Annotated in this window: 17 protein-coding genes and 1 pseudogene; 8 read left to right on the top strand and 10 right to left on the bottom strand. The window is 72.1% G+C overall.

What is annotated here, in order from left to right; all coding sequences use genetic code 11:
* Window positions 1-27: 27 nt before the first annotated feature.
* The 3 genes and pseudogenes from P8T65_RS20460 to P8T65_RS20470 all read left to right on the top strand — a co-directional run bounded on the left by P8T65_RS20460 (window position 28) and on the right by P8T65_RS20470 (window position 1,477).
* Complete coding sequence (locus P8T65_RS20460) at window positions 28-417, top strand: RidA family protein (RefSeq protein ID WP_316726730.1); 390 nt, start codon at window positions 28-30, stop codon at window positions 415-417.
* A 57-nt stretch (window positions 418-474) separates the two neighbouring features.
* A pseudogene (locus P8T65_RS20465) lies at window positions 475-735 on the top strand (transposase); the annotation flags it as partial.
* Window positions 736-829: 94 nt separating this feature from the next.
* A complete protein-coding gene (locus P8T65_RS20470) occupies window positions 830-1,477 on the top strand; it encodes a class I SAM-dependent methyltransferase (RefSeq protein WP_316726732.1) in 648 nt (215 codons plus the stop codon).
* Between the two features lie 337 nt (window positions 1,478-1,814).
* Here P8T65_RS20470 and P8T65_RS20475 read toward each other — a convergent pair whose 3' ends face one another.
* Entirely contained in the window at window positions 1,815-2,324 is a 510-nt protein-coding gene (locus tag P8T65_RS20475) for a MarR family transcriptional regulator (RefSeq protein WP_316726734.1), read from the bottom strand.
* 147 nt (window positions 2,325-2,471) lie between these two features.
* Here P8T65_RS20475 and P8T65_RS20480 point away from each other — a divergent pair, with 147 nt between their 5' ends.
* Together P8T65_RS20480 and P8T65_RS20485 are read left to right on the top strand one after the other, a co-directional pair.
* The gene (locus P8T65_RS20480) at window positions 2,472-3,377 is read left to right on the top strand and encodes an ABC transporter ATP-binding protein (protein WP_316726736.1); all 906 of its coding nucleotides are present in this window, start codon (window positions 2,472-2,474) and stop codon (window positions 3,375-3,377) included.
* Window positions 3,377-5,020 (top strand): ABC transporter permease, encoded by a 1,644-nt coding sequence (locus P8T65_RS20485; protein WP_316726738.1) that lies wholly within the window; start codon window positions 3,377-3,379, stop codon window positions 5,018-5,020. The genes P8T65_RS20480 and P8T65_RS20485 overlap by 1 nt, the downstream gene beginning before the upstream one ends.
* A gap of 441 nt (window positions 5,021-5,461) precedes the next feature.
* On the opposite strand, the gene P8T65_RS20490 is transcribed toward P8T65_RS20485, so the two are convergent.
* The 6 genes from P8T65_RS20490 to P8T65_RS20515 all read right to left on the bottom strand — a co-directional run bounded on the left by P8T65_RS20490 (window position 5,462) and on the right by P8T65_RS20515 (window position 12,214).
* The gene (locus P8T65_RS20490) at window positions 5,462-6,679 is read right to left on the bottom strand and encodes a cytochrome P450 (RefSeq protein ID WP_316726740.1); all 1,218 of its coding nucleotides are present in this window, start codon (window positions 6,677-6,679) and stop codon (window positions 5,462-5,464) included.
* 82 nt (window positions 6,680-6,761) lie between these two features.
* Window positions 6,762-7,427, bottom strand: coding sequence for a response regulator transcription factor (locus P8T65_RS20495; RefSeq protein WP_316726742.1), 666 nt, complete (start codon window positions 7,425-7,427; stop codon window positions 6,762-6,764).
* Window positions 7,424-8,770, bottom strand: a complete 1,347-nt coding sequence (locus P8T65_RS20500) for a histidine kinase (RefSeq protein WP_316726744.1) — start codon at window positions 8,768-8,770, stop codon at window positions 7,424-7,426. The genes P8T65_RS20495 and P8T65_RS20500 overlap by 4 nt, the downstream gene beginning before the upstream one ends.
* A 131-nt stretch (window positions 8,771-8,901) precedes the next feature.
* Window positions 8,902-9,798: an alpha/beta hydrolase gene (locus P8T65_RS20505; protein ID WP_316726746.1), complete on the bottom strand. Its 897-nt coding sequence runs from the start codon at window positions 9,796-9,798 to the stop codon at window positions 8,902-8,904.
* A 246-nt stretch (window positions 9,799-10,044) separates the two neighbouring features.
* Window positions 10,045-11,376, bottom strand: a complete 1,332-nt coding sequence (locus P8T65_RS20510) for an aminotransferase class V-fold PLP-dependent enzyme (protein ID WP_316726747.1) — start codon at window positions 11,374-11,376, stop codon at window positions 10,045-10,047.
* Window positions 11,369-12,214 (bottom strand): tryptophan 2,3-dioxygenase family protein, encoded by an 846-nt coding sequence (locus tag P8T65_RS20515; RefSeq protein ID WP_184905555.1) that lies wholly within the window; start codon window positions 12,212-12,214, stop codon window positions 11,369-11,371. Before P8T65_RS20515 ends, P8T65_RS20510 begins: the two co-directional genes overlap by 8 nt.
* Before the next feature lie 369 nt (window positions 12,215-12,583).
* Between P8T65_RS20515 and P8T65_RS20520 the strand changes: the two genes are divergently transcribed.
* Complete coding sequence (locus tag P8T65_RS20520) at window positions 12,584-13,141, top strand: hypothetical protein (RefSeq protein ID WP_316726750.1); 558 nt, start codon at window positions 12,584-12,586, stop codon at window positions 13,139-13,141.
* 42 nt (window positions 13,142-13,183) lie between these two features.
* Here P8T65_RS20520 and P8T65_RS20525 read toward each other — a convergent pair whose 3' ends face one another.
* Window positions 13,184-13,480, bottom strand: a complete 297-nt coding sequence (locus tag P8T65_RS20525; protein WP_316726751.1) for a DUF3303 family protein — start codon at window positions 13,478-13,480, stop codon at window positions 13,184-13,186.
* 739 nt (window positions 13,481-14,219) lie between these two features.
* Here P8T65_RS20525 and P8T65_RS20530 point away from each other — a divergent pair.
* Both P8T65_RS20530 and P8T65_RS20535 read left to right on the top strand, forming a co-directional pair.
* Entirely contained in the window at window positions 14,220-16,691 is a 2,472-nt protein-coding gene (locus P8T65_RS20530) for a SpoIIE family protein phosphatase (RefSeq protein ID WP_316726753.1), read from the top strand.
* An 84-nt stretch (window positions 16,692-16,775) separates the two neighbouring features.
* Window positions 16,776-17,195 carry a DUF3151 domain-containing protein gene (locus tag P8T65_RS20535; RefSeq protein ID WP_184905561.1) on the top strand — a complete coding sequence of 140 codons (420 nt, stop codon included), beginning with the start codon at window positions 16,776-16,778 and terminating at the stop codon, window positions 17,193-17,195.
* 124 nt (window positions 17,196-17,319) lie between these two features.
* Here the strand turns inward: P8T65_RS20535 and P8T65_RS20540 are convergent, their stop codons facing one another.
* Both P8T65_RS20540 and fbaA read right to left on the bottom strand, forming a co-directional pair.
* On the bottom strand, window positions 17,320-18,783 hold the full coding sequence (locus P8T65_RS20540; protein WP_316726755.1) for an MFS transporter: 1,464 nt from the start codon (window positions 18,781-18,783) through the stop codon (window positions 17,320-17,322).
* 73 nt (window positions 18,784-18,856) lie between these two features.
* Window positions 18,857-19,879: a class II fructose-bisphosphate aldolase gene (fbaA, locus tag P8T65_RS20545; RefSeq protein ID WP_033524532.1), complete on the bottom strand. Its 1,023-nt coding sequence runs from the start codon at window positions 19,877-19,879 to the stop codon at window positions 18,857-18,859.
* Window positions 19,880-19,978 lie beyond the last annotated feature (99 nt).

Genomic DNA, 19,978 nt, shown 5'->3' on the forward strand with positions numbered 1-19,978 from the left:
CTGTGCTGGTCACTTAGCGTTCGGCGCATGACAGAGCGACACGCGATCCTCAGCGGCTCGGCCTTTGAGGAGCAGATCGGCTATGCCCGTGCCGTGGTCGACGGGGACTGGGTGCATGTGTCCGGGACGACCGGCTTCGACTACACCACCATGACGATCTCCGACGACGTGGTGGTGCAGGCCGAGCAGTGCCTGCGCAACATCGAGGCCGCGCTGGCCGAGGCGAAGTGCACCTTCGCCGACGTAGTGCGGGTGCGCTACTTGTTGCCCGACCGCGAAGACTTCGAGCCCTGCTGGCCGGTCCTACGCCGCTGCTTCGGCGACGTCCGACCGGCCGCCACGATGCTCATGTGCGGCCTCTCAGACCCCCGCATGAAGATCGAGATAGAGGTGTACGCGCGAAGGGGCACCGCGTAGCAGCCGGATCTGCGCTGAGGGAGCGGGGGCGTCGTGCCCGACGGCGGGCGGGGCGATATGACACATCACGAGTGGACTCGGCTGGAGCCGCTGCTGCCCAGCAGCGGACGGCCGGGCGGCCGGTGGAGCGATCACCGCACGGTGATCAACGGCATCCTCTATCGTCTGCGGACCGGCGTCCCCTGGCCCGACCTGCCCTCACCGTACGGGCCGTGGAAAACCGTCTACGAACGGCACCGACGCTGGTCAGCGGACGGCACCTGGGACGTGATCCTCCGCTCCCTGCCGGCCCATGCCGACGCCGAAGGCCGCATCGACTCGACACGGCATCGGCCCCGACCTGCCCGACCACGATGCGGGTCGCGCCGCTCCGGGCGCTGCCCGTGTCAGTGGCACGCGCTACGTTCCGGGGATGGTCGAACCGGACTCCCTCTGCGCCACCCGCGATGCCTACAACGCCGTCGCACCGCGCTACGCACAGCACTTCGCCGACACTCTGCGCGACCGGCCGCTGGAACGGGCGCTGCTCGCCGCGTTCGCCGAGTCGGTGCGCGCTGGTGGCGCAGGCGAGGTCGCGGATCTGGGCTGCGGACCCGGCCATATCACCGCTCATCTGGGACAACTGGGACTGCGGGCCTTCGGTGTCGACGCGTCGCCCGCCATGATCGGGCTGGCACGGGACGCCAACCCGGGGCTGCGGTTCCAGGTGGGCTCGATGGCAGCGCTCGACATCGCGGACGGCACCCTGGGCGGGGTGCTCGCGCGGTCCTCGATCATCCACATCCCACCCCAGGACCTCCCGACCGTGGTCGCGGAGTTCGCCCGGGTCCTGGCCCCTGGCGGCCACCTGCTGATCAGCTGCTACGCCACCGACGACTCCGCCATCCCCCAGCAGTCCTTCGACCACTCCGTGATGACGGCCTATCGCTGGTCGCCCGACCGCCTGGCGGGACTGCTGCGCGACGTCGGCGTAAGCGAGATCGCCCGGCTACTGTGCGAGCCGAAGCCATCCGACAAGCGGCAGTTCCAGGAGCTGCACTTGCTGGCGACCAAGAACTAGTCACCCGACCAGTGGGACCGCCAGTCGGACGCGGTTGCCTACCTCCGGCGCCCTATCCCCCGGACTGCTGGGGGCGGTGGCTCAGCCTGTCCGTGTGCGCGGCTTGACCGCCCAGGAGAGGCAGAAGCTGCAGCCGCAACGCCCGCCACCACGACGTCCTGGCCGCCAACGCGGCGAACGTGCCCGCATCCTCAGCGAAAGCCTCTGTTGGGGCGGACGCCTTCTCGTCGCCGCAGCCCGAGTGACCCGACGAACCCACGCGGTCGGGGCACTGGCCGGGAGGACGACGGTCGCCGACGGTCCGGTTCGGTCACCGTCTCGGCAACCAGCGCACTGGTCAGTCCCGGCCGAAGAGTTCGTCGCGGTGGGTGCGCCAGCGGTTCATCATCGCCTCGACCTCGGTCTCGAGGAACTCGAAGAAGGCGAGGGTCTCCGAGAGCCGGCGGCCCGCCGGGCTGTCGGCGCCCAGGCTGGCGACGCCCTCGCGCAGCGCCTCCTCCCACCGCTTGATGATGGCCTCGCGGTTGGTGAGGGCCTCGTACCACTGTTCGCTGTGGACGCGGTAGCGCTCACGGCGCGAACCGGGCTCGCGTTCGCGCGAGACCAGGTGCACCTGGGCGAGATAGCGCACCGCGCCCGAGACGGCGGCGGGGCTGATCCGCAACTGCTCACCCAGCTCGACCGAGGTCAGCGCACCGGTGTCGGAGGCCAGGAGCGCGGCGAAGACGCGGGCGGGCATACGCGCCATCCCGGCCTCGACGAGCTGCGCCGCGAAGAGTTCGACGAAACGGGAGACCGACTCCGGGTCCCGCTCCGGAACATCCGCCTCGGCCCTCGACTCCACCATCCCTCGATCATCTCCCCTGGTCGAACGCCGGTCGCGCACCGCCCCCGCACCGCTCGGGTGCCCTCACCGACGCCCCAACCAGCCTACCGGCGGTTTATACGTTTCCTTAACTTCACAAATTTCTGAAGCAAGCGTACGTTCTGAAGCATGACGAAGGCCAACCCCGCCCTAGAGGTGTCCGGACTCCACAAGTCCTTCGGACGCACGCACGCCCTCGCCGGCCTCGACCTGACCGTCGAGACCGGCGAGGTCCACGGCTTCCTCGGCCCCAACGGCTCCGGAAAGTCCACCACCATCCGCGTCCTGCTCGGCCTGCTGCGCGCCGACGCGGGCACCGTCCGGGTGCTGGGCCGCGACCCGTGGTCGGACGCGGTGGAGGTGCACCGCCGGATCGCGTACGTGCCGGGTGACGTGACCCTCTGGCGCAACCTGTCCGGCGGCGAGGTCATCGACCTCTACGGGCGGCTCCGGGGCGGACTGGACGCCCGGCGCCGGGCCGATCTCGTCGAACGGTTCGAACTCGACCCCACGAAGAAGGGTCGTACGTACTCCAAGGGCAACCGTCAGAAGGTCGCCCTCGTCGCCGCCTTCGCCTCCGACGTCGACCTCCTCATCCTGGACGAGCCGACCTCGGGTCTGGACCCGCTGATGGAGGAGGTCTTCCAGCGCTGTGTGCGCGAGGAGCGCGACCGGGGCCGTACGGTCCTGCTGTCGTCCCACATCCTCAGCGAGGTCGAGGAGCTGTGCGACCGGGTGAGCATCATCCGCAAGGGCGTCACCGTCGAGAGTGGTTCCCTCGCCGACCTGCGCCATCTGACCCGGACCACCGTCACCGCCGAACTGGCGGCCCCTCCCAACGGCCTGGCCCACCTCCCCGGCGTCCACGACCTCGACGTCCAGGGCCACCGCGTCCGCCTCCAGGTCGACACCGCCGAACTCAACGCCGTCCTGCGCTCCCTGACCGAGTCCGGCGTACGGTCCCTGACCTCGACGCCGCCGACGCTGGAGGAGCTGTTCCTGCGGCACTACCAGGCGGAAGAGGTGGCCACGTGATGACCACGACCGCCGACAGTTCGGGCGGCACCGACACCGGTCTCGCGGGGACACCCGCCGTACGGTCCGGAGGCAGCCGTCAACTGGCCGGTACGGGGACCCTGTTGCGGTTCGCCCTGCGCCGTGACCGCGTGATGGTGCCGGCCTGGGTCGCGGTGACCGGGCTGATGGTCCTCTCCATGCCGAACAGCCTCGGCGCCCTGTACGGCACCGCCGCCGAACGTGCCGACCTCATGCGCCAGTTGGCCACCAACTCCTCGCTGCGCGCCCTGATCGGCCCGGTCTTCGACGACTCCCTCGGTGCCCTGACCGCCTGGCGCGTCGGGGTCTTCAGCGGTCTCCTCGCTGCCGTCATGAGCCTCCTCGTCGTCATCCGCCACACCCGCGACGAGGAGGAGAGCGGCCGCCAGGAGCTGATCGCCTCGGGCACGGTCGGCCGCCGAGCCTCGCTGACCGCCGCCCTGCTCACGGCCGCCGTCGCCAACGGCGGGCTCGCGCTGCTGGTCACGCTGGGGCTGGCGGGGCACGGCGCGGTCGGCGCGCTGGCCTTGGGGCTGGGGATCGCGGGCGTCGGGATGGTGTTCGCAACGATGGCGGCGGTCGTGGCGCAGCTGACGGAGAGCGCGCGGCTGGCGCGGGGGCTGACGGCCGGTGCGCTGGGCGCGGCGTTCGTGCTGCGGGCGGCGGGCGACGCTTCCGAGAACGAAGGTTCGTCTTTCTTTACGTGGGTGTCGCCGCTGGGGTGGCTCGAAAACGAGCGTTCGTTCGCGGACGAGCGATGGTGGGTGCTGCTGCTGTTCGTCGCGGCGGCGGTGATCCAGGGCTTGGTGGCGTACGAGCTCGCCGGGCGCCGCGACGTCGGCATGAGCTTCCTGCCGACCCGGCCGGGACCGGCGACCGGCCGACTGCGAACGGCCGGCGCGCTGGCCTGGCGGCTCCAGCGCGGCAGCGTCCTCGGCTGGAGCATCGGCTTCCTCCTCGCCGGGCTCGTCTACGGCGGCCTGACCGAGGGCACGGCCGACTTCGTCGGCGACAACAAGAGCGCACGCGAGATCTTCGAACGCATGGGCGGGCAGTCCGGGCTGACCAACGCCTTCCTGGCGTCGATGATCGGCGTGCTCGGGCTGGTCGCGGCGCTCTACATCGTCGGCGCGGTGCTCCGGCTGCACGGCGAGGAGACCTCCGGGCGTGCCGAGCCGCTTCTCGCGAACCGGCTGAGCCGGCTGCGCTGGGCCGCCGGGCATCTGGTGATCGCCTTCGGCGGAACCGTCTGGATCATGGTCCTCGCCGGTCTCGGCTTCACCCTCGGCTACGGCAAGGAGGCCGGTCCGATCCTGGGCGCGTGTCTCGTCCAGGTCGCCGGGGTCTGGGTGATCGGCGGTGCCGCCGTGCTGCTCCACGGGCTCACCCCCCGGGCGGCGACCGCGGCCTGGGGCCTCGCCGGCGCCGTCCTCCTCATCGGCTGGATCGGCCCCGCCCTCAATGCCCCCGGCTGGGTCCTCGATCTCTCCCCCTTCGGCCACCTCCCGAAGCTGCCGGGCGGCACGATGGACTGGACGCCGGTACTGGCCCTGACCGGGATCGCGGTGGTCCTGGTGGCCGGCGGTCTGGCGGGGCTGCGGCGACGGGATGTGGGCGGCTGAGGGGACAGGGACCACGGCGGGCGGAAACGACCGCCGGCAGGAGCATCAGCAGGCGGGGTCGGGCGAGGGGGCCGGGGTTGGATCGGCAGAGTGTTTCCGGGTGTGGTGGGTGTGCCCTGTCGGGGGTGGGCGCGGTGGCCGCGACCCTCGTCTGGGGGGCCTCGGACCGGACCCGGCGCCATCTGGGGGGGCGGCTTCGAGGGCGAGGACATGGACTACACCGTCCTCGCCACCGAACTCCCCCTCGTCGCCCTGGCCGGCGCCGCCCTCCCCGCCGCCGTCTGCCTGGCGATCGCGCTCCTGCTGGCCCGCCGACGGAGGTCGAGGGCAGGTGCGGGGCACGCGCCAGAGCCGAGGCACGCGCCGGAGCCGAAGCCGCGACCAGGGGCTGGTCCGGAGCCAGGCCCCAGGTCGGGGCCGCGGTCGGGCGCCGCCGGACCCTCAGATCTCGACCGCTAGGCCGTCCAGGCCCCGGATCACGAAGTTCGGCTTGCGGGTCGGCTCGGTGGTGAGGGCGAGGGTCGGGGCCCGCTCCAGGAGTGCCGTCATCGAGGCCGCGAGTTCGATACGGGCGAGGGGCGCGCCGATGCAGTAGTGGATGCCCGCGCTGAAGGAGATGTGCGGGTTCTCGCGGCGGGTGAGGTCCAGCTTCTCCGGGTCGGCGAACACGGCCGGGTCATGGTTCGCGGACCCGAACAGCATCGCGATCTCCGCGCCCCGGGGGACCGTCGTCCCGTCGATCTCGATGTCGTCCAGCACCCAGCGCTCGAACAGCTGCAGCGGGGTGTCGTACCGCATCAGCTCCTCCACCGCCGTCGGCACCAGCGAGTGGTCCGCACGCAGGGCCGCCAGCTGGTCGGGGTTGCGGAACAGCGCCCACCAGCCGTTGACCGTGGCGTTCACCGTGGCCTCGTGGCCCGCGTTCAGCAGGAGCACACAGGTCGAGATCATCTCCTGCTCGGTGAGCCGGTCGCCCTCGTCGTACGCGGCGATCAGGCCCGAGATCAGGTCCTCGCCCGGCTCCGCCCTGCGGTGCGCGATCAGGTCCCGCAGATAGTCCGAGAACTCCACCGACGCGCGCACCGCCCGCTTCGCCGTCTCCTCCGACGGGCTCAGCTCGTACATCCCGCAGATGTCCGCCGACCAGGGCCGCAACTGCGCCCGGTCCGACTCGGGGATGCCCAGCATCTCGGCGATCACCGCCACCGGCAGCGGCTCCGCGACGTCCGCCAGCAGGTCGCCGCCGCCGGCCTCGACCAGTGCGGCCACCAGCTCACCGGCCAGCTCCCGCACGTACGGCTTCAGCTGCTCCACCGTGCGCGGGGTGAACGCCTTCGAGACCAGCCGCCGGATCCGGGTGTGGTCCGGGGGCTCCAGGTCGAGCATCCCGTGGTCGTTCAGGGTGTGGAACGGCTCGTGCTCCGCCGGCGGGGCGGTGCGGCCGAAGTCGTCGTGCGTGAACCGGTGCTGGTACGTCCGCCCGAGCCGCCGGTCCCGCAGCAACGCCGAGACGTCCGCGTGGTGCGGGACGAGCCACTGGTTCGTGGGCTCGAAGTACCGCACCCGGCCCCGGGCCCGCAGCTCCGCGTACGCCGGGTACGGGTCAGCCACGAAGTCGGGGTCCCACGGGTCGAAAGCGAGGTCGGAAGCAGGTGCCATGAACGGACGCTAACCCGCGACCGGGCCCGCTGAACAGGGGGAACCGGCGTGTGACCTCTCCAAAACCGCTCCCGGTGCCCGGTCAGCCGGGGGTGACCAGCCGGGCCTCGTAGGCGAACACCGCCGCCTGTGTCCGGTCGCGCAGGCCCAGCTTGACCAGGATCCGGCTCACATGGGTCTTGATCGTGGACTCGGCGACCACCAGGCGCTCCGCGATCTCCGAGTTCGACAGGCCCTGGGCGATCAGGACCAGGACCTCGGTCTCCCGGTCGGTGAGCTCGCCGTACGCCAGCTGGGCGGCCGCCGAGGGGCGGGGGGCCTGGGCCAGCTTGGAGAACTCCGTGATCAGCCGCTTGGTGACGGACGGCGCGAGGAGTGCCTCCCCGGAGGCCACCACCCGCACCCCGTCGGCCAGTTGGCGGGCCGAGGCGTCCTTGAGAAGGAACCCGGAGGCCCCCGCGCGCAGCGCCTGGTACACGTACTCGTCCAGGTCGAACGTCGTCAGCACCAGCACCTTCGCCCCGCCGTCCGACGCGACGATCTCCCGGGTGGCCTCGATGCCGTTCAGCTCGGGCATCCGGATGTCCATCAGGACGACGTCCGGCGACAGTTCCCGGACCCGGTCGACGGCGTCCCGGCCGTTCACCGCCTCGCCGACCACCTCGATGTCCGGCATCGCGCCGAGCAGCACGGAGAAGCCCTCGCGGACCATCATCTGGTCGTCGGCGATCAGCACACGGATCGTCATGCGTCGGCCTCGCTCGCGCCGGCCACCGGCAGGAACACCGTCACCTCGTAGCCTCCGTCCGGCGTCTCGTTCGCCGTCATCTCGCCGTTCAGCATGGTGACGCGCTCCCGCATGCCGGTGAGGCCGTGGCCCGTGCCGTGGGTGGACTTCACCAGGTTCACCTCCGGTGGCGGGCCGTTGACCACGCGCAGCCCGAGGCCGCCCAGGACGTAGCCGATCTCCACGCGGGCCGTCGCCCCGGGTGCGTGCCGCAGGGTGTTGCTGAGGGCCTCCTGCACGATCCGGTACGCCGACAGCTCCACGCCCTGCGGAAGCTCGCGGACCGCTCCGGTGACCGCCTTGTCGACCGTCAGCCCGGCCTCGCGCACATTGGCGAGCAGGCCGTCGAGGTCGGCGAGGGTGGGCTGCGGGGCGTCCGGGGCCTCGTAGTCCTCGGCACGGACCACCCCGAGGACACGGCGCAGCTCGGTGAGCGCGGCCACCGCGTTCTCCCGGATCGTGGCGAAGGCCTGCTCCAGCTCCGGCGGCGGGTTCTCCACGCGGTAGGGCGCGGCCTCGGCCTGGATGGCGACCACCGACATGTGGTGGGCGACCACGTCGTGCAGCTCGCGGGCGATCGTGGTGCGCTCCTCCAGGAGGGTGCGCCGGGAGCGCTCGTGCTCGGTCACCGTCTGCTGGGCGGTGACCTCCCGCTGGGCCGTGCGGCGGATGGTCAGCGCGGAGACGGCCAGCAGGGACATCGCGGAGATGACGAGCAGGGGGCCCGTGTTGGACGCGTAGTGAGCGCCGCCGATCGTGCTTTCCACGAACACCCCGTACGCCGCGGTCAGCCCCCACATCCAGGCGGCTATGCGCGGCCGGCTGCGCAGGGCCACCACCGTCATCACCACCAGGTGGGTGGCGAAGCTGCCGGCCGTCCACGGCCAGTCGTCCCACATGTCGCTGAACACCGAGGTCAGCGGGGTGGCGATCATGGACGCCCAGAAGGCGGCCACGGGCCGGACCATGGTCAGCAGGATCGGGATCAGGGCGAAGGCCGCCGCGATCAGGGCGGCGATGCCGTCGCCGTCGGTGGCGGAGGCGGCGATGGTCATCGAGAGCAGGCCCGCCGCCACCACCGCCGCGTGCGGGGCCCAGGCCGCATAGGCACGGAGACGGCCGGAGAGCCTGCTGGTGAACAGGCCGTCCATCTTCATGGGCGGCATCGGCCGGTAGGCGAACGCGTCATCGATCAGGTCGTGTCGCAGCCTGCGCCACGCGTCCATCACCACCCGGAACTCCGGGCTGCTCGGCTTGCCCCCGCCGCGTGAGGGCATCGTCTGCGTCTGGGTCGTCTCGGTCACGTGGAAAACGGTAGGCGGAGGGCGGGTGTGCCGTCGTCACCAGTGAGGAGGGTCTGTCCGGGTCCGTCTCAGGTACTACGGGTCGAGTGCGGGGCGGGGGCGGGAACCCGCAGGGGGCTCGGCTCCGTCGTTCACCAGGCCAGCTGGGCGATCTCCTCCACCACCACCGCGCAGGCGTCCGCCGCCGGGTCGATGAGGGGGAAGTGGCCCACCTCCTCCAGCAGGGTCAGGCCCACGACCTCGCCCGCCTTGGCCGCGGCGTCGGCGTACGCCTCGGCGACGGCCTGGGGCACGACGATGTCCGAGCGGCCCTGCACGAGGGTGGTGGCGATGCCGGTCGGGAGCAGCAGGGCCGGGTCGGCGTAGGGGCGCCGGTCCGCGAACTTGTCCGGCCCGCCGAGGAGTTGGGGGGTCGCGCCGCCGCAGACGTCGAGTTTCTCGGCCACGGCGAAGTCGGCGATCGGGGCGAGGGCCACCACGCCGCGCAGGGGGGCGGGGCGTGGGCTGCGCCACGGGGTGTCGGGCGGCAGTACGTGGCGGGCGGCGGCCCACAGGGCGAGGTGGCCGCCCGCGGAGTGGCCGGTGAGGACCGTGCGGCGGGAGTCGGCCTGGGGCAGGGCCTCGCGCGCGAGGTCCGGGAGGGCGTCGAGGGCGGCTGCGATGTCGTCGAACGTCTCCGGCCAGCGGCCCGCGACCGGCGAGGGGGTGCCCGTGGGGCCGGTCTGGGCCGGGAGTGAACTGCCCCTCCTGTACTCGACGTTGGCCACCGCGAAGCCGTGGCGGGCGAGGAAGTCCGCGAAGGGGGTGATGTGGTGACGGTCGTACGGGGCTCGCCAGGCGCCGCCGTGCAGGACCACGACGAGGGGGGCGGTGGCCGAGGCCGTGACCGCGCCTCGGGGGGCGTAGAAGTCGATCACCTGGTCGGGGTGGTCGCCGTAGGGGGCGGTCGCGTCGGGGGTGACCGGGGGGTGCGAGAAGGCGGATGCCTCTTCGGCGGCATCGCGGGCTGCGGCGTCGTCGTCCGGCATGCGGCACCTCTCGGGGGAACGGATTTGGAAGGGTTTGGGTGGGCGGGTACCGGGGAATGGGCGCCTGCCGTTGGCGGGGACGGTATCAGGCGGGTGACGTGCGCGGACACGGGGATGTGACGGGGGGTCAGGGGGTGGAGCTGGGCGGGGTCGGACGGGGGTGGGTTTCACTCACCGGCGCTCGCCGGGTGCCGCTGAGAGCGGCCGGAGACCGGCCGCTCACCCCACCCCCGCCCCGCGCGCTCGCTACCCCGCCCCCTCCAGCGTCTCCGCCAGCACCCGTGCCGCTCGTTCCACGTCCGTGAAGCTGACGTACAGCGGGGTGAAGCCGAAGCGGAGGACGTCGGGGTGGCGGAAGTCGCCTATGACTCCCTGGGCGATGAGACGCTTCATGATGTCGCCGGCGTCGTCGCAGCGCAGGGCGACCTGGCTGCCGCGTTCCGCGTGGGCGGTCGGCGTGAGGCACTCCACGCGGCCCTCCGGGACGTACGCCGACACGCAGCGCAGGAAGAAGTCCGTGAGGGCGAGGGACTTGGCGCGGACCGACTCGATCATCGCCCCGGCCTCCTGGGCCGGGCCCGGGCTCTTCCCGTCGCCGCTCTCCTTCCCGTCGACCCAGCCGTACCAGACGTCCAGTGCCGCCTCCAGGGCCAGCATGGACAGGATGTCGGGCGTGCCGACCCGGCCCCGTACCGCGCCCGGCGCGGGCTCGTAGGCCGGGCGCATGGCGAAGGGGGCGGTGTGGGAGGTCCAGCCGGGCAGGGGTGAGTCGAAGCGGGGCTGGAGGTCGCGGCGGACGTAGAGGTAGGCCGGTGAGCCGGGGCCGCCGTTGAGGTACTTGTAGGTGCAGCCGACCGCCAGGTCGACCCCGTGCGCGTCGAGGCCGACGGGGAGGGCGCCTGCGCTGTGGCAGAGGTCCCAGACGGCGTAGGCACCGGCCTCGTGGATCGCCGCCGTCAGACCGGGGAGGTCGTGGAGGCGGCCCGTGCGGTAGTCGACGTGGTTGAGGAGGACGGCGGCGGTACGGTCGCCCAGGGCGGCCGGGACCTCCGCCGGGGTCACCGGGCGGAGCGTGCGGCCGGTCATCCGGGCCGCGGACTCGGCCAGGTAGCCGTCCGTGGGGAACGTCGTCGCGTCGACGAGGATCTCGTCCCGCCGCCCGACACCACCCCCACCGGCCCCGGCCTCCCTCTCGGACGTACCCGCGGCCGCGTCCTCGTCCGCCATCCGGACCGCCGCCACGACCGCCTTGAAGACGTTCACGCTCGTGGAGTCGCCGACCACGATCTGCCCGGGGGCCGCGCCCACCAGCGGAGCGATACGGTCGCCGATGCGTTCGGGCGCGGTCCACCAGCCGCTCTCGTCCCAGGAACGGATGCGCAGCTCGCCCCACTCGCGGTACAGGACGTCCGCGAGCCGGCCGGGGACCGCGACCGGCAGCGCGCCGAGCGAGTTGCCGTCGAGGTACACCGCGTCGTCGAGGACGAAGCGGGTGCGCAGGCAGGCCAGTTCGTCGGCCTTGTCCAACTCCCTTGCCTGGGAGGTCAGTTCAGCGCTGAGCGCGGTCGGTTCAGACATGGGAGCGCGCCGTCCACAGCTCGGGGAAGACGTTCTTGCGGGCGCGCTTCTCCAGCCAGGCCACCCCGGCGGAGCCGCCCGTGCCGGCCTTGGCGCCCATCGCGCGGCGGGTGGCGACGAGGTGGTCGTTGCGCCAGCGCCACACCAGCTCGGCGACGTCGGTCAACGCCTCACCGAGGCGGGCGAGTTCATGGTCCGGGTCGCCGGAGTACAGCGCGGTCCACGCCTCCTCGACCTCGGGGGACGGCTCGTAGCGCTGGGAGACGTCACGGCTCAGCACGGACTCGGGGATCGCGTGGCCGCGCCGGGCCAGGAGCCGCAGGACCTCGTCGTAGAGGCTCGGCTCGTGCAGCGCCTTCTCCAGTTCGGCGTGGACGCGGGGCGCGCCCCGGTGCGGGACGAGCATGGAGGCGGACTTCTCGCCGAGCAGGAACTCCATCCGGCGGTACATCGCCGACTGGAAGCCGGAGCCCTCGCCGAGGGCGGCGCGGTAGGAGTTGAACTGGGCGGGGGTGAGCTGGGCCAGCGGGCGCCAGGAGGCGTTCAGGGCCTCCAGTTCGCGCACGGAACGCTTCAGCGCGTCCCTGGCCCTCGCCACGTCGTCGCCCCGGATCGCGGCGGTCGCGGTCTCCCACTCGTGGACGATGACCGTGAACCACAGCTCCATCACCTGGGTCGTCACCAGGAAGACCATCTCGCCGGGGTCGTCGGAGAGGGGGTGCTGGAGGTGGGTGAGGACGTCCGCCTGCACGTAGTCCTCGTACGGGGTCGTGCCCTGGAAGTCGAGATGCGGGGTCTCGGGCTCCGAAGCCTCGTGGGGCTGAGCCTGCTGGGACATCGCTGTCTCCTGTTGTGTACTCCGGGTAGCGGTCCGCCCCTGCCGAATTCCGACACGGGGGCCCCGGTCCCCACCGGCATGGTCGGCGATACCACCCCCGCACCGCAAGGTCCGCCTGGTCACACCAGGCGGACCTGCGCGAACGACGCTCCGGCCGGCTCAGTGACCGATCGGCGTCCGCTCGCCGCGCTCGCCCTCGGGGAGCCGCAGAAGTGCCGTTCGTGCGGTCTGACCGAGGGGGCCGAGGAACGACTCCTGTCTGTCACTCGTCCCGCTGAAGCCGACACGGCAGCGGAAGAGAGAACGGCGGGGGCCGGGAAGGGTTCTCTTCCGAGGAGGTGTCGACCTTCCCGGTTCAGGAGGACTGGAATGGCTTGTGCGGGCAGACTCGGGCGGCGCGGTGCGGCGGCCGTCCTGGCACTGATGGTCTCCGGGACCGTACCTGCCCTCTCCGGGGCCACTCCCGCCGCTGCTGCAGACAGGGCGACGGATCCCGCCGCCGCGGCCACGGGAAAGCCGCGGGAGACCGTCCTGTACGCCACATCCAGGATCGTCCAAGCCTCCTACCAAGGGCCGGAGGGTTTCGTGCAGGGAGCGACGCTCGTGTTCTCCGAGGAACTCTCGCAGGGGAACAAAAAGATCGGGCGCAACGGCGGGATCTGTACGGTGACCGCCGCCCACCCGGACGGGACGGGGGACGCGCAGTGTGCCATCACCTCGTCCCTGTCCGGTGGTGACATCGCGTTCCAGGGCCGCTTCCCCGTCCTGGCCTCGGGCGAGGGCGCCGCCCGACGCCCCGTTCTCGCCGGTGACTTCGAGGTCGCGGTCACCGGAGGCACGGGTGCCTACCGTACGGCCAGGGGCTTCATGCGTGGGCATCCCGTCGACCCGGTGACGACGCGGGTGGAGGTCCACCTCGTCAGGTGACGAGGCGGTGGGCCGCGGCCGCACGGCCCGTCGGTCCGGCCGCTACGCCCGCCGCTGTTCGAGGACGGTGGGGCCGATCCTCAGGCCCTCCTCAGCGGTGATCGCGGGGTTGGTCGTGACCTGGAAGCCGTCGCCCCAGGTCAGGCCGATGTCCAGGATCGAGGCGAAGTCGTCGGCCTCGAACACCACGACGATCGCGGCGTCGTCCGAGGCCGTCCAGTACTCGCCGACGACCGTCACGTTGTCCGGGTACGGCCACTGGGCACGCCGGATGAGGATGCCGTCGCGCTCCTCACGGCTCAGCCCTGGCTGCCAGCGCATGGTCATGACGTAGAGCACGGGAAATCTCCTTTCAGGGCCGGACGTTCGATGGGCGGACGTTCGATGGGCAGGCATTCGAAGGAGGGGTAGCCGACGGACGGCGGACGGGACGGTCGACCGACCGACGCACGCCAACGCCGGACGGCCGCGACGGAGCAGCGGGGAGGTGCCACGGCGGTCGGTGGGCCGACGGTGACACCGCCGTCCAGGACGAATTCCGTGCCGGTGGAGTAGGTGGCGCCGACGGCGACGAACAGCAAGAAGTGCCGGGGTGCTGAGGCGATGGTCGTCGCCGACCGGCAGAGCCCCCGCGTCCGGTTCCCCGGCCTGCCACGTCCAGGAGCGGTCCGCTCTCCTGGGCGCGCGTGCTCCGACGGGCACGATGTCCGGCGGCGGTCGTGAGCGTCTCCATCGTCCGGCGCCGCCGTACCGACGGGGAGAGCCCATGGTGTCTGCCCGACCCGGCCGGGGTCCCTCCAGACCAGTGTGAGCGCTCGGTGTTCCCCACGCACTCCGGGAACCGATGTCGCCGTGCGGGGCGGCCGTGAACTCGCCTGCCGACGAAGCCACTTGTCCCGAGGCGTGGGGAACGCGTGCCGGGGCGGCGGGGCCGGCGCGAAGTCTGTCGACCTGCGGGTGTGCGCGACGGGAGTTACAAGTGGGAGAGGACCCGACGCGACCGGTACGAGGTCGCCACCGCCCCGCGGTCCCCGCCGAGTCTCCCCAGCCCCGGGACACGGGGCAGGATGGGCGATGTATGGACATGGAGCATGCCGACCCCCTCGGAAACGGCCTCGATCAGTTCCCGGACCCGGTCGCCGCGGCCACAGCGGTCGTGAATGCGGGAGGGATCGTGACGGGGTGGAGTCCCGGTGCGCAGCGGCTGCTCGGGTACGCGCACGAGGACGTCGTGGGGCGTCCCGCGGCGCGCCTGATCGGCGGGACCGCCGACGCCGAGGTGTGCACGCCCGAGGCTCTCGCGGAGGTTCTCGAGGAACGAGGTGGGCCCGCCCGGCTGCGGCACCAGGACGGCCACCCCGTGGAGGCGGGGTTGCGGGCGTACGCGTCACTCGACCGCGAGGGCGCCGCACAGTGGATCATCGTGGCGACGTCACCGCAGTCGCCACAGTCCCCGCTTCCGCCGCATCCACCCCGCCCGCACGAGGACGAGGAGGCCACCGCGGAGGAAGCCTTCGCACAGTCCCACCTGCCGGTGATGATCTACGACGCGGAGCTGCGGGCCCTGCGGGGAAGCGCCGGCGCCGCCCGCGAACTGGGGCTCACGCAGGAGCAGATACGCGGCCGGCGCGTCACCGACATCCTGCCTCCCCACATCTGCACCACGGTCGAGGAGGGCATGCGCCGGGTGTTCGAAACGGGCGAACCGGAGCGTTTCCCGGTGCACGGCCGACCGCGGCGCGGAGCCCGCGACAGGTACTGGGCGGTCTCCGTGTCCCCCCTCAGGAACCCGGCAGGACAGGTGCGACACGTGCAGCTCATCGCGCTGGACGTCACCGAACAGCACCGGGCGCGCGAACGGCTCGCCCTGCTGAACGACGTCAGCGCACAGGTGGGCAGCACCCTCGACGTGACGCGCACGGCCCAGGAGATGGCCGACGTGGCGGTGAGGTCGCTCGCCGACTTCATCAGCGTCGACCTGCTGGACGGGCTCTTCCGCGGTGTCGAACCCGAGCCGTCCGCTCCGCGCACCGTCGCGCTGCGCCGCGCCGCTCAGCAGTCGGTCCTCCCCGGCATCCCCGAGTCCGTGGTCCAGCCGGGCGAGGTGGACCACTACCCGGAATCCTCACCTCCCGCGCGTTGTCTGGCCACGGGCCGGTCGTCGCTGCACCGGACCCTGGACGAGGCCGTCGCGAGCTGGCAGGCCACCGATCCCGAGCGCGCGGCGAAGGTCCGTTCCTTCGGGATGCATTCGATCATGGTCATCCCGCTGCGGGCCCGTGGCATCGCACTCGGCGTGGCCGTGCTCGTCCGCCACCGCCGCAGGGACTCCTTCGACGAGGACGACCTGCTGCTCGCCGAGGAGATCGCCGCGCGTGCCGCCGTGGCCGTGGACAACGCGCGACGCTTCACCCGGGAGCGGACCACCGCGCTGGCCCTCCAGCGGAGCCTGCTGCCGCGGCGGCTGCCCGCCCAGAGCGCCGCGGAGGTGGCCTACCGCTACCTCCCGGCCCGGTCCCGGGCGGGGCTGGGCGGCGACTGGTTCGACGTGATCCCGCTGTCGGGCGCCCGGGTCGCCCTGGTCGTCGGCGATGTGGTGGGCCATGGCCTGCGCGCCTCCGCCACCATGGGACGGCTGCGGACCGCGGTACGCACGCTGGCGGACGTCGATCTGCCACCCGAGGAACTACTCGTCCACCTCGACGACCTGATCACCCATCTCAGGGCAGAGGAGGAAGTGGCCGCCGATCCCGAGTTCGAGATCGTCACCGATCTCGTCGCCACCTGTCTGTATCTGGTCTACGACCCTGTCTCGCGCCGCTGCGCCGCGGCCGGCGCGGGCCACCCCCCGCCCGCCGTGGTCACGCCCGGCGGCAAGGCCGAGTTCATCGATCTTCCCGTCGGCCCACCGCTGGGAGTCGGCGGGCTGCCGTTCGAGGCGGTCGAGTGGGAAGTGCCCCGAGGCGGCCTCCTCGTGCTGTACACGGACGGCCTCGTCGAGGGCTCCGAACACGACCTCGGCACGGGCATGGAACTGCTGCGGCACCACCTGGAACACCCCGCCCGCACGCTGGAGGCCACCTGCGACGACCTGGTCCGCGGTCTGCTCCCCGCGCAGCCCTCGGACGATGCCGCACTGCTCGTCGCCCGCACCCGGGTCCTCGACGCGAACCTGGTGGCCGCCTGGGACCTGCCGTCCGACCCCGCCGCCGTGGCCGACGCCCGCGCCAAGGTGGCCCGACTCCTGGCGGACTGGGGACTGGACGAGGTGGTCTTCACCGCCGAACTGGTCGTGAGCGAACTGGTCACCAACGCCATCCGCTACGGCACGCCTCCTGTCGAGCTGCGCCTGATCCGCGACTCCGTGCTCATCTGCGAGGTCTCCGACGGCAGCGGCACCGCCCCGCACATGCGGCGGGCGCGCATGTTCGACGAGGGCGGTCGCGGCCTGCTGCTCGTCGCCCAGTTCGCCGAGCGCTGGGGCACCCGCCACCGGGCCTCGGGGAAGTCGATCTGGGCGGAGATCGCCGTGGAGAGCGAGCGGTCATGACCGCGCGGGAGGCCCTGGAAACGAAGGGGCGCTGCCCCCGGGGGGACGGTCCGAGGGCTCATCCGCAAGTGGCAGACTGCAGACATGACGACGCACAAGAACCTGCTCGGTGGCCCGGACCCGACGCACCTGCCGGAGAACGAAGAGGCGTACCGCCTCCTGGGCGAGGAGTCCCAGCCCCCGGCCGAGGTCGCGGCGAAGCACCCCACGTTCTCGCTCGCCTGGGCCATGCTCGCGGACGACGCCTTCGAGGCGGGGCGCGTGGTCGAGTCGTACGCCTACGCGCGCACCGGCTATCACCGCGGTCTGGACTCGCTGCGCCGTGCCGGGTGGAAGGGCCACGGCCCCATCCCCTGGGAGCACCGGGCCAATCGGGGCTTCCTGCGCTGCCTTGCCGCGCTCGCTCGTGCCGCGGGCGCGATCGACGAGAAGGACGAGACGGAGCGTTGCTGGCAGTTCCTCAAGGACAGCAGTGCCGAGGCGTACACCGAACTGAAGCGGTAGTCACCGCCGCCCACGGGTTGCGGGCCGCCGCCCAGTGACGGCGGCACGCAACCCGTGGGCAGCACCCTCAGCTCCGCCGCCGTCGGCCGTGTGGCCGTCGCGGGGCCGGTCGCCCGCCCCTGTGTCACCCCTCCCCCACCTCACCCGCCTCCAACGGCGGCGACACCACCCCGCAGTGCGTCCGGCACTCGGGATGGCGGCAGTCCGGCTCCGGGCGGCGGATCGTGGTGAAGGACAGCACCGCGCCCACCACCAGCGTCGCGGCGCAGACGATCATCGCCGTGCCGAACGCCTCGTCGAACTGGGTCACCGACCGGTACGCCTCCGGCCCCATCCCCGCGATCAGCGGCAGCGCGGCCACGGCGACCAGACCGGCCGCACGCGCCGCGGCGTTGTTGATGCCGCTCGCCAGGCCGGCGTGTTCGGTGTCCACGGAGGCCAGGACCGTCGCGGTCAGGGGCGCGACCAGGGTGACCATGCCCAGGCCGAGCACGAGCAGCGCGGGCAGGACGTCAAGGACGTACGACGCGTCCGGCCCGACGCGCAGGGCCAGCAGCATGCCCGCCGCGCACAGCAGCGGGCCGACGGTGAGGGGGATCCGGGGTCCGATCCGTTCGCCGAGCGCGCCCGCGCGGGAGGAGAGCAGGAGCATCAGCACCGTGATGGGGAGCAGGGCCGTGCCCGCACCCAGCGCCGAGTACCCCGACACCACCTGGAGCTGGAGCGCGGCGAGGAAGAAGAAGCCGCCGAAGGCCGCGTACACGCACAGGGTGACCAGGTTGACCGTCGTGAACTGGCGGGAGGCGAAGATCTCCGGCGGCATCATCGGGTCGGGGCGGCCGCGTTCGACGTACACGAAGGCCACGCCCGCCGCGACCCCGGCGACGGCCGAGACGGTCACCACCAGGGAGCCCTCCCCCGCCTCGATCAGGGCGTAGGTCACCAGCGCCAGCGACGCCGCGCCGAGGAACGCGCCCAGCACGTCGAACCGGCTCTCGTGGGCCCGGCCGTCACCCGACTCGGGGACGTGCCGGGTGGCCACGGGCACGCAGACGAGCGCCAGGGGGACGTTCAGCAGGAAGACCCAGCGCCAGCCGGGGCCGTCCACCAGCCAGCCACCCAGGAACGGGCCGACGGCCGCGCCGATGCCGCCGAAGCCGGACCACAGGCCGACGGCCCGCGCGCGGTCGTCGGGGTGGAAGGATGCCTGGATGAGCGCCAGGGAGCCCGGGGTGAGCAGCGCCCCGCCCACGCCCTGCAGCGCGCGGGCCGCGATCAGCACGCCGGCGTTCGGCGCGAGACCGCACAGCAGGGACGCCGCGGCGAACCACACCACGCCGATCACGAACACCTTGCGCCGCCCGAAGCGGTCGCCGAGAGCGCCGCCCAGCAGGATCAGACCGGCGAGGGTCAGCATGTAGGCGTTGACGGTCCACTGGAGGGCCGCGAGGTCCGCGTCCAGGTCCTCGCCCATCCGGGGCAGGGCGACGTTGACGACGGTGGAGTCCAGCAGCGCCATGCCGGAGCCGAGGATCGTGGTGAACAGGACCCACTTGCCCTGGGGCGAGGAGAGCCGGATGTCGGGCATGGGTCCAGGTATACAGCGAGCCCGGCGCCGTGGCGCCGGGCTCGCTGTGCGAAAGGAGATGTGCGGGCTGGGCTTACTTGATCTTCTGGCCCGCCGAGCGCAGGTTCTGCGTCGCCTCGACGACACGCGCGGCCATGCTCGCCTCGGCGAGCTTGCCCCAGGTGCGCGGGTCGTAGGTCTTCTTGTTGCCGACCTCGCCGTCGACCTTCAGGACGCCGTCGTAGTTCTGGAACATGTGCGCGGCGACCGGACGCGTGAAGGCGTACTGCGTGTCGGTGTCGATGTTCATCTTGACGACGCCGTTCTCCAGCGCGGTGCGGATCTCCTCCTCCGTGGAGCCCGAGCCGCCGTGGAAGACGAAGTCGAACGGGGACTCCTTGCCGAAGCGGGCGGCCACGCCCTCGTTCAGCTCCTTGAGGAGGTCGGGGCGCAGGACGACGTTGCCCGGCTTGTAGACGCCGTGGACGTTGCCGAAGGAGGCGGCCAGCAGGTAGCGGCCCTTCTCGCCCAGGCCGAGCGCCTCGGCGGTGCGGATCGCGTCGTCGACCGTCGTGTAGAGGGAGTCGTTGATCTCGTGGGAGACGCCGTCCTCCTCGCCACCGGTCGGGGTGATCTCGACCTCCAGGATGATCTTCGCGGCGGCGGCGCGGGCGAGGAGTTCCTGGGCGATGGAGAGGTTGTCGGCGAGGGTCTCGGCCGAGCCGTCCCACATGTGCGACTGGAACAGCGGGTTGCGACCGGCCTTGACGCGCTCCTCCGACACGGCCAGCAGCGGACGTACGTAGCCGTCCAGCTTGTCCTTCGGGCAGTGGTCGGTGTGCAGGGCGACCGTGACCGGGTACTTCTCGGCCACGATGTGCGCGAACTCGGCGAGGGCGACGGATCCCGTCACCATGTCCTTGCTGTACTGACCGCCCAGGAACTCGGCTCCGCCGGTCGAGATCTGGACGATGCCGTCGCTCTCCGCCTCCGCGAAGCCCCGCAGAGCGGCGTGCAGCGTCTGGGTCGAGGTCACGTTGATGGCCGGGTAGGCGAACTTGCCTGCCTTCGCCCGGTCGAGCATCTCGTTGTAGACCTCGGGGGTTGCGATGGGCATGGTCCGCTCCTTGTATGTGCGGGTGGCGTTGTGCTTACGGTCCCTGACCTAGGGTTGCGACATCATCGTCGGCCCCATCCTTCCAGACGGGACCCGATG

Source organism: Streptomyces sp. 11x1 (genome assembly GCF_032598905.1).
Lineage (GTDB): Bacteria > Actinomycetota > Actinomycetes > Streptomycetales > Streptomycetaceae > Streptomyces.

What these genes read in the sequence shown, in the direction of transcription:
- P8T65_RS20460 (WP_316726730.1), top strand. Translation starts at nt 28, where the DNA reads ATGACAGAGCGACACGCGATCCTCAGCGGCTCGGCCTTTGAGGAGCAG.
- P8T65_RS20470 (WP_316726732.1), top strand. Translation starts at nt 830, where the DNA reads ATGGTCGAACCGGACTCCCTCTGCGCCACCCGCGATGCCTACAACGCC.
- P8T65_RS20475 (WP_316726734.1), bottom strand. Translation starts at nt 2,324, where the DNA reads ATGGTGGAGTCGAGGGCCGAGGCGGATGTTCCGGAGCGGGACCCGGAG.
- P8T65_RS20480 (WP_316726736.1), top strand. Translation starts at nt 2,472, where the DNA reads ATGACGAAGGCCAACCCCGCCCTAGAGGTGTCCGGACTCCACAAGTCC.
- P8T65_RS20485 (WP_316726738.1), top strand. Translation starts at nt 3,377, where the DNA reads ATGACCACGACCGCCGACAGTTCGGGCGGCACCGACACCGGTCTCGCG.
- P8T65_RS20490 (WP_316726740.1), bottom strand. Translation starts at nt 6,679, where the DNA reads ATGGCACCTGCTTCCGACCTCGCTTTCGACCCGTGGGACCCCGACTTC.
- P8T65_RS20495 (WP_316726742.1), bottom strand. Translation starts at nt 7,427, where the DNA reads ATGACGATCCGTGTGCTGATCGCCGACGACCAGATGATGGTCCGCGAG.
- P8T65_RS20505 (WP_316726746.1), bottom strand. Translation starts at nt 9,798, where the DNA reads ATGCCGGACGACGACGCCGCAGCCCGCGATGCCGCCGAAGAGGCATCC.
- P8T65_RS20510 (WP_316726747.1), bottom strand. Translation starts at nt 11,376, where the DNA reads ATGTCTGAACCGACCGCGCTCAGCGCTGAACTGACCTCCCAGGCAAGG.
- P8T65_RS20515 (WP_184905555.1), bottom strand. Translation starts at nt 12,214, where the DNA reads ATGTCCCAGCAGGCTCAGCCCCACGAGGCTTCGGAGCCCGAGACCCCG.
- P8T65_RS20520 (WP_316726750.1), top strand. Translation starts at nt 12,584, where the DNA reads ATGGCTTGTGCGGGCAGACTCGGGCGGCGCGGTGCGGCGGCCGTCCTG.
- P8T65_RS20530 (WP_316726753.1), top strand. Translation starts at nt 14,220, where the DNA reads ATGGACATGGAGCATGCCGACCCCCTCGGAAACGGCCTCGATCAGTTC.
- P8T65_RS20535 (WP_184905561.1), top strand. Translation starts at nt 16,776, where the DNA reads ATGACGACGCACAAGAACCTGCTCGGTGGCCCGGACCCGACGCACCTG.
- P8T65_RS20540 (WP_316726755.1), bottom strand. Translation starts at nt 18,783, where the DNA reads ATGCCCGACATCCGGCTCTCCTCGCCCCAGGGCAAGTGGGTCCTGTTC.
- fbaA (WP_033524532.1), bottom strand. Translation starts at nt 19,879, where the DNA reads ATGCCCATCGCAACCCCCGAGGTCTACAACGAGATGCTCGACCGGGCG.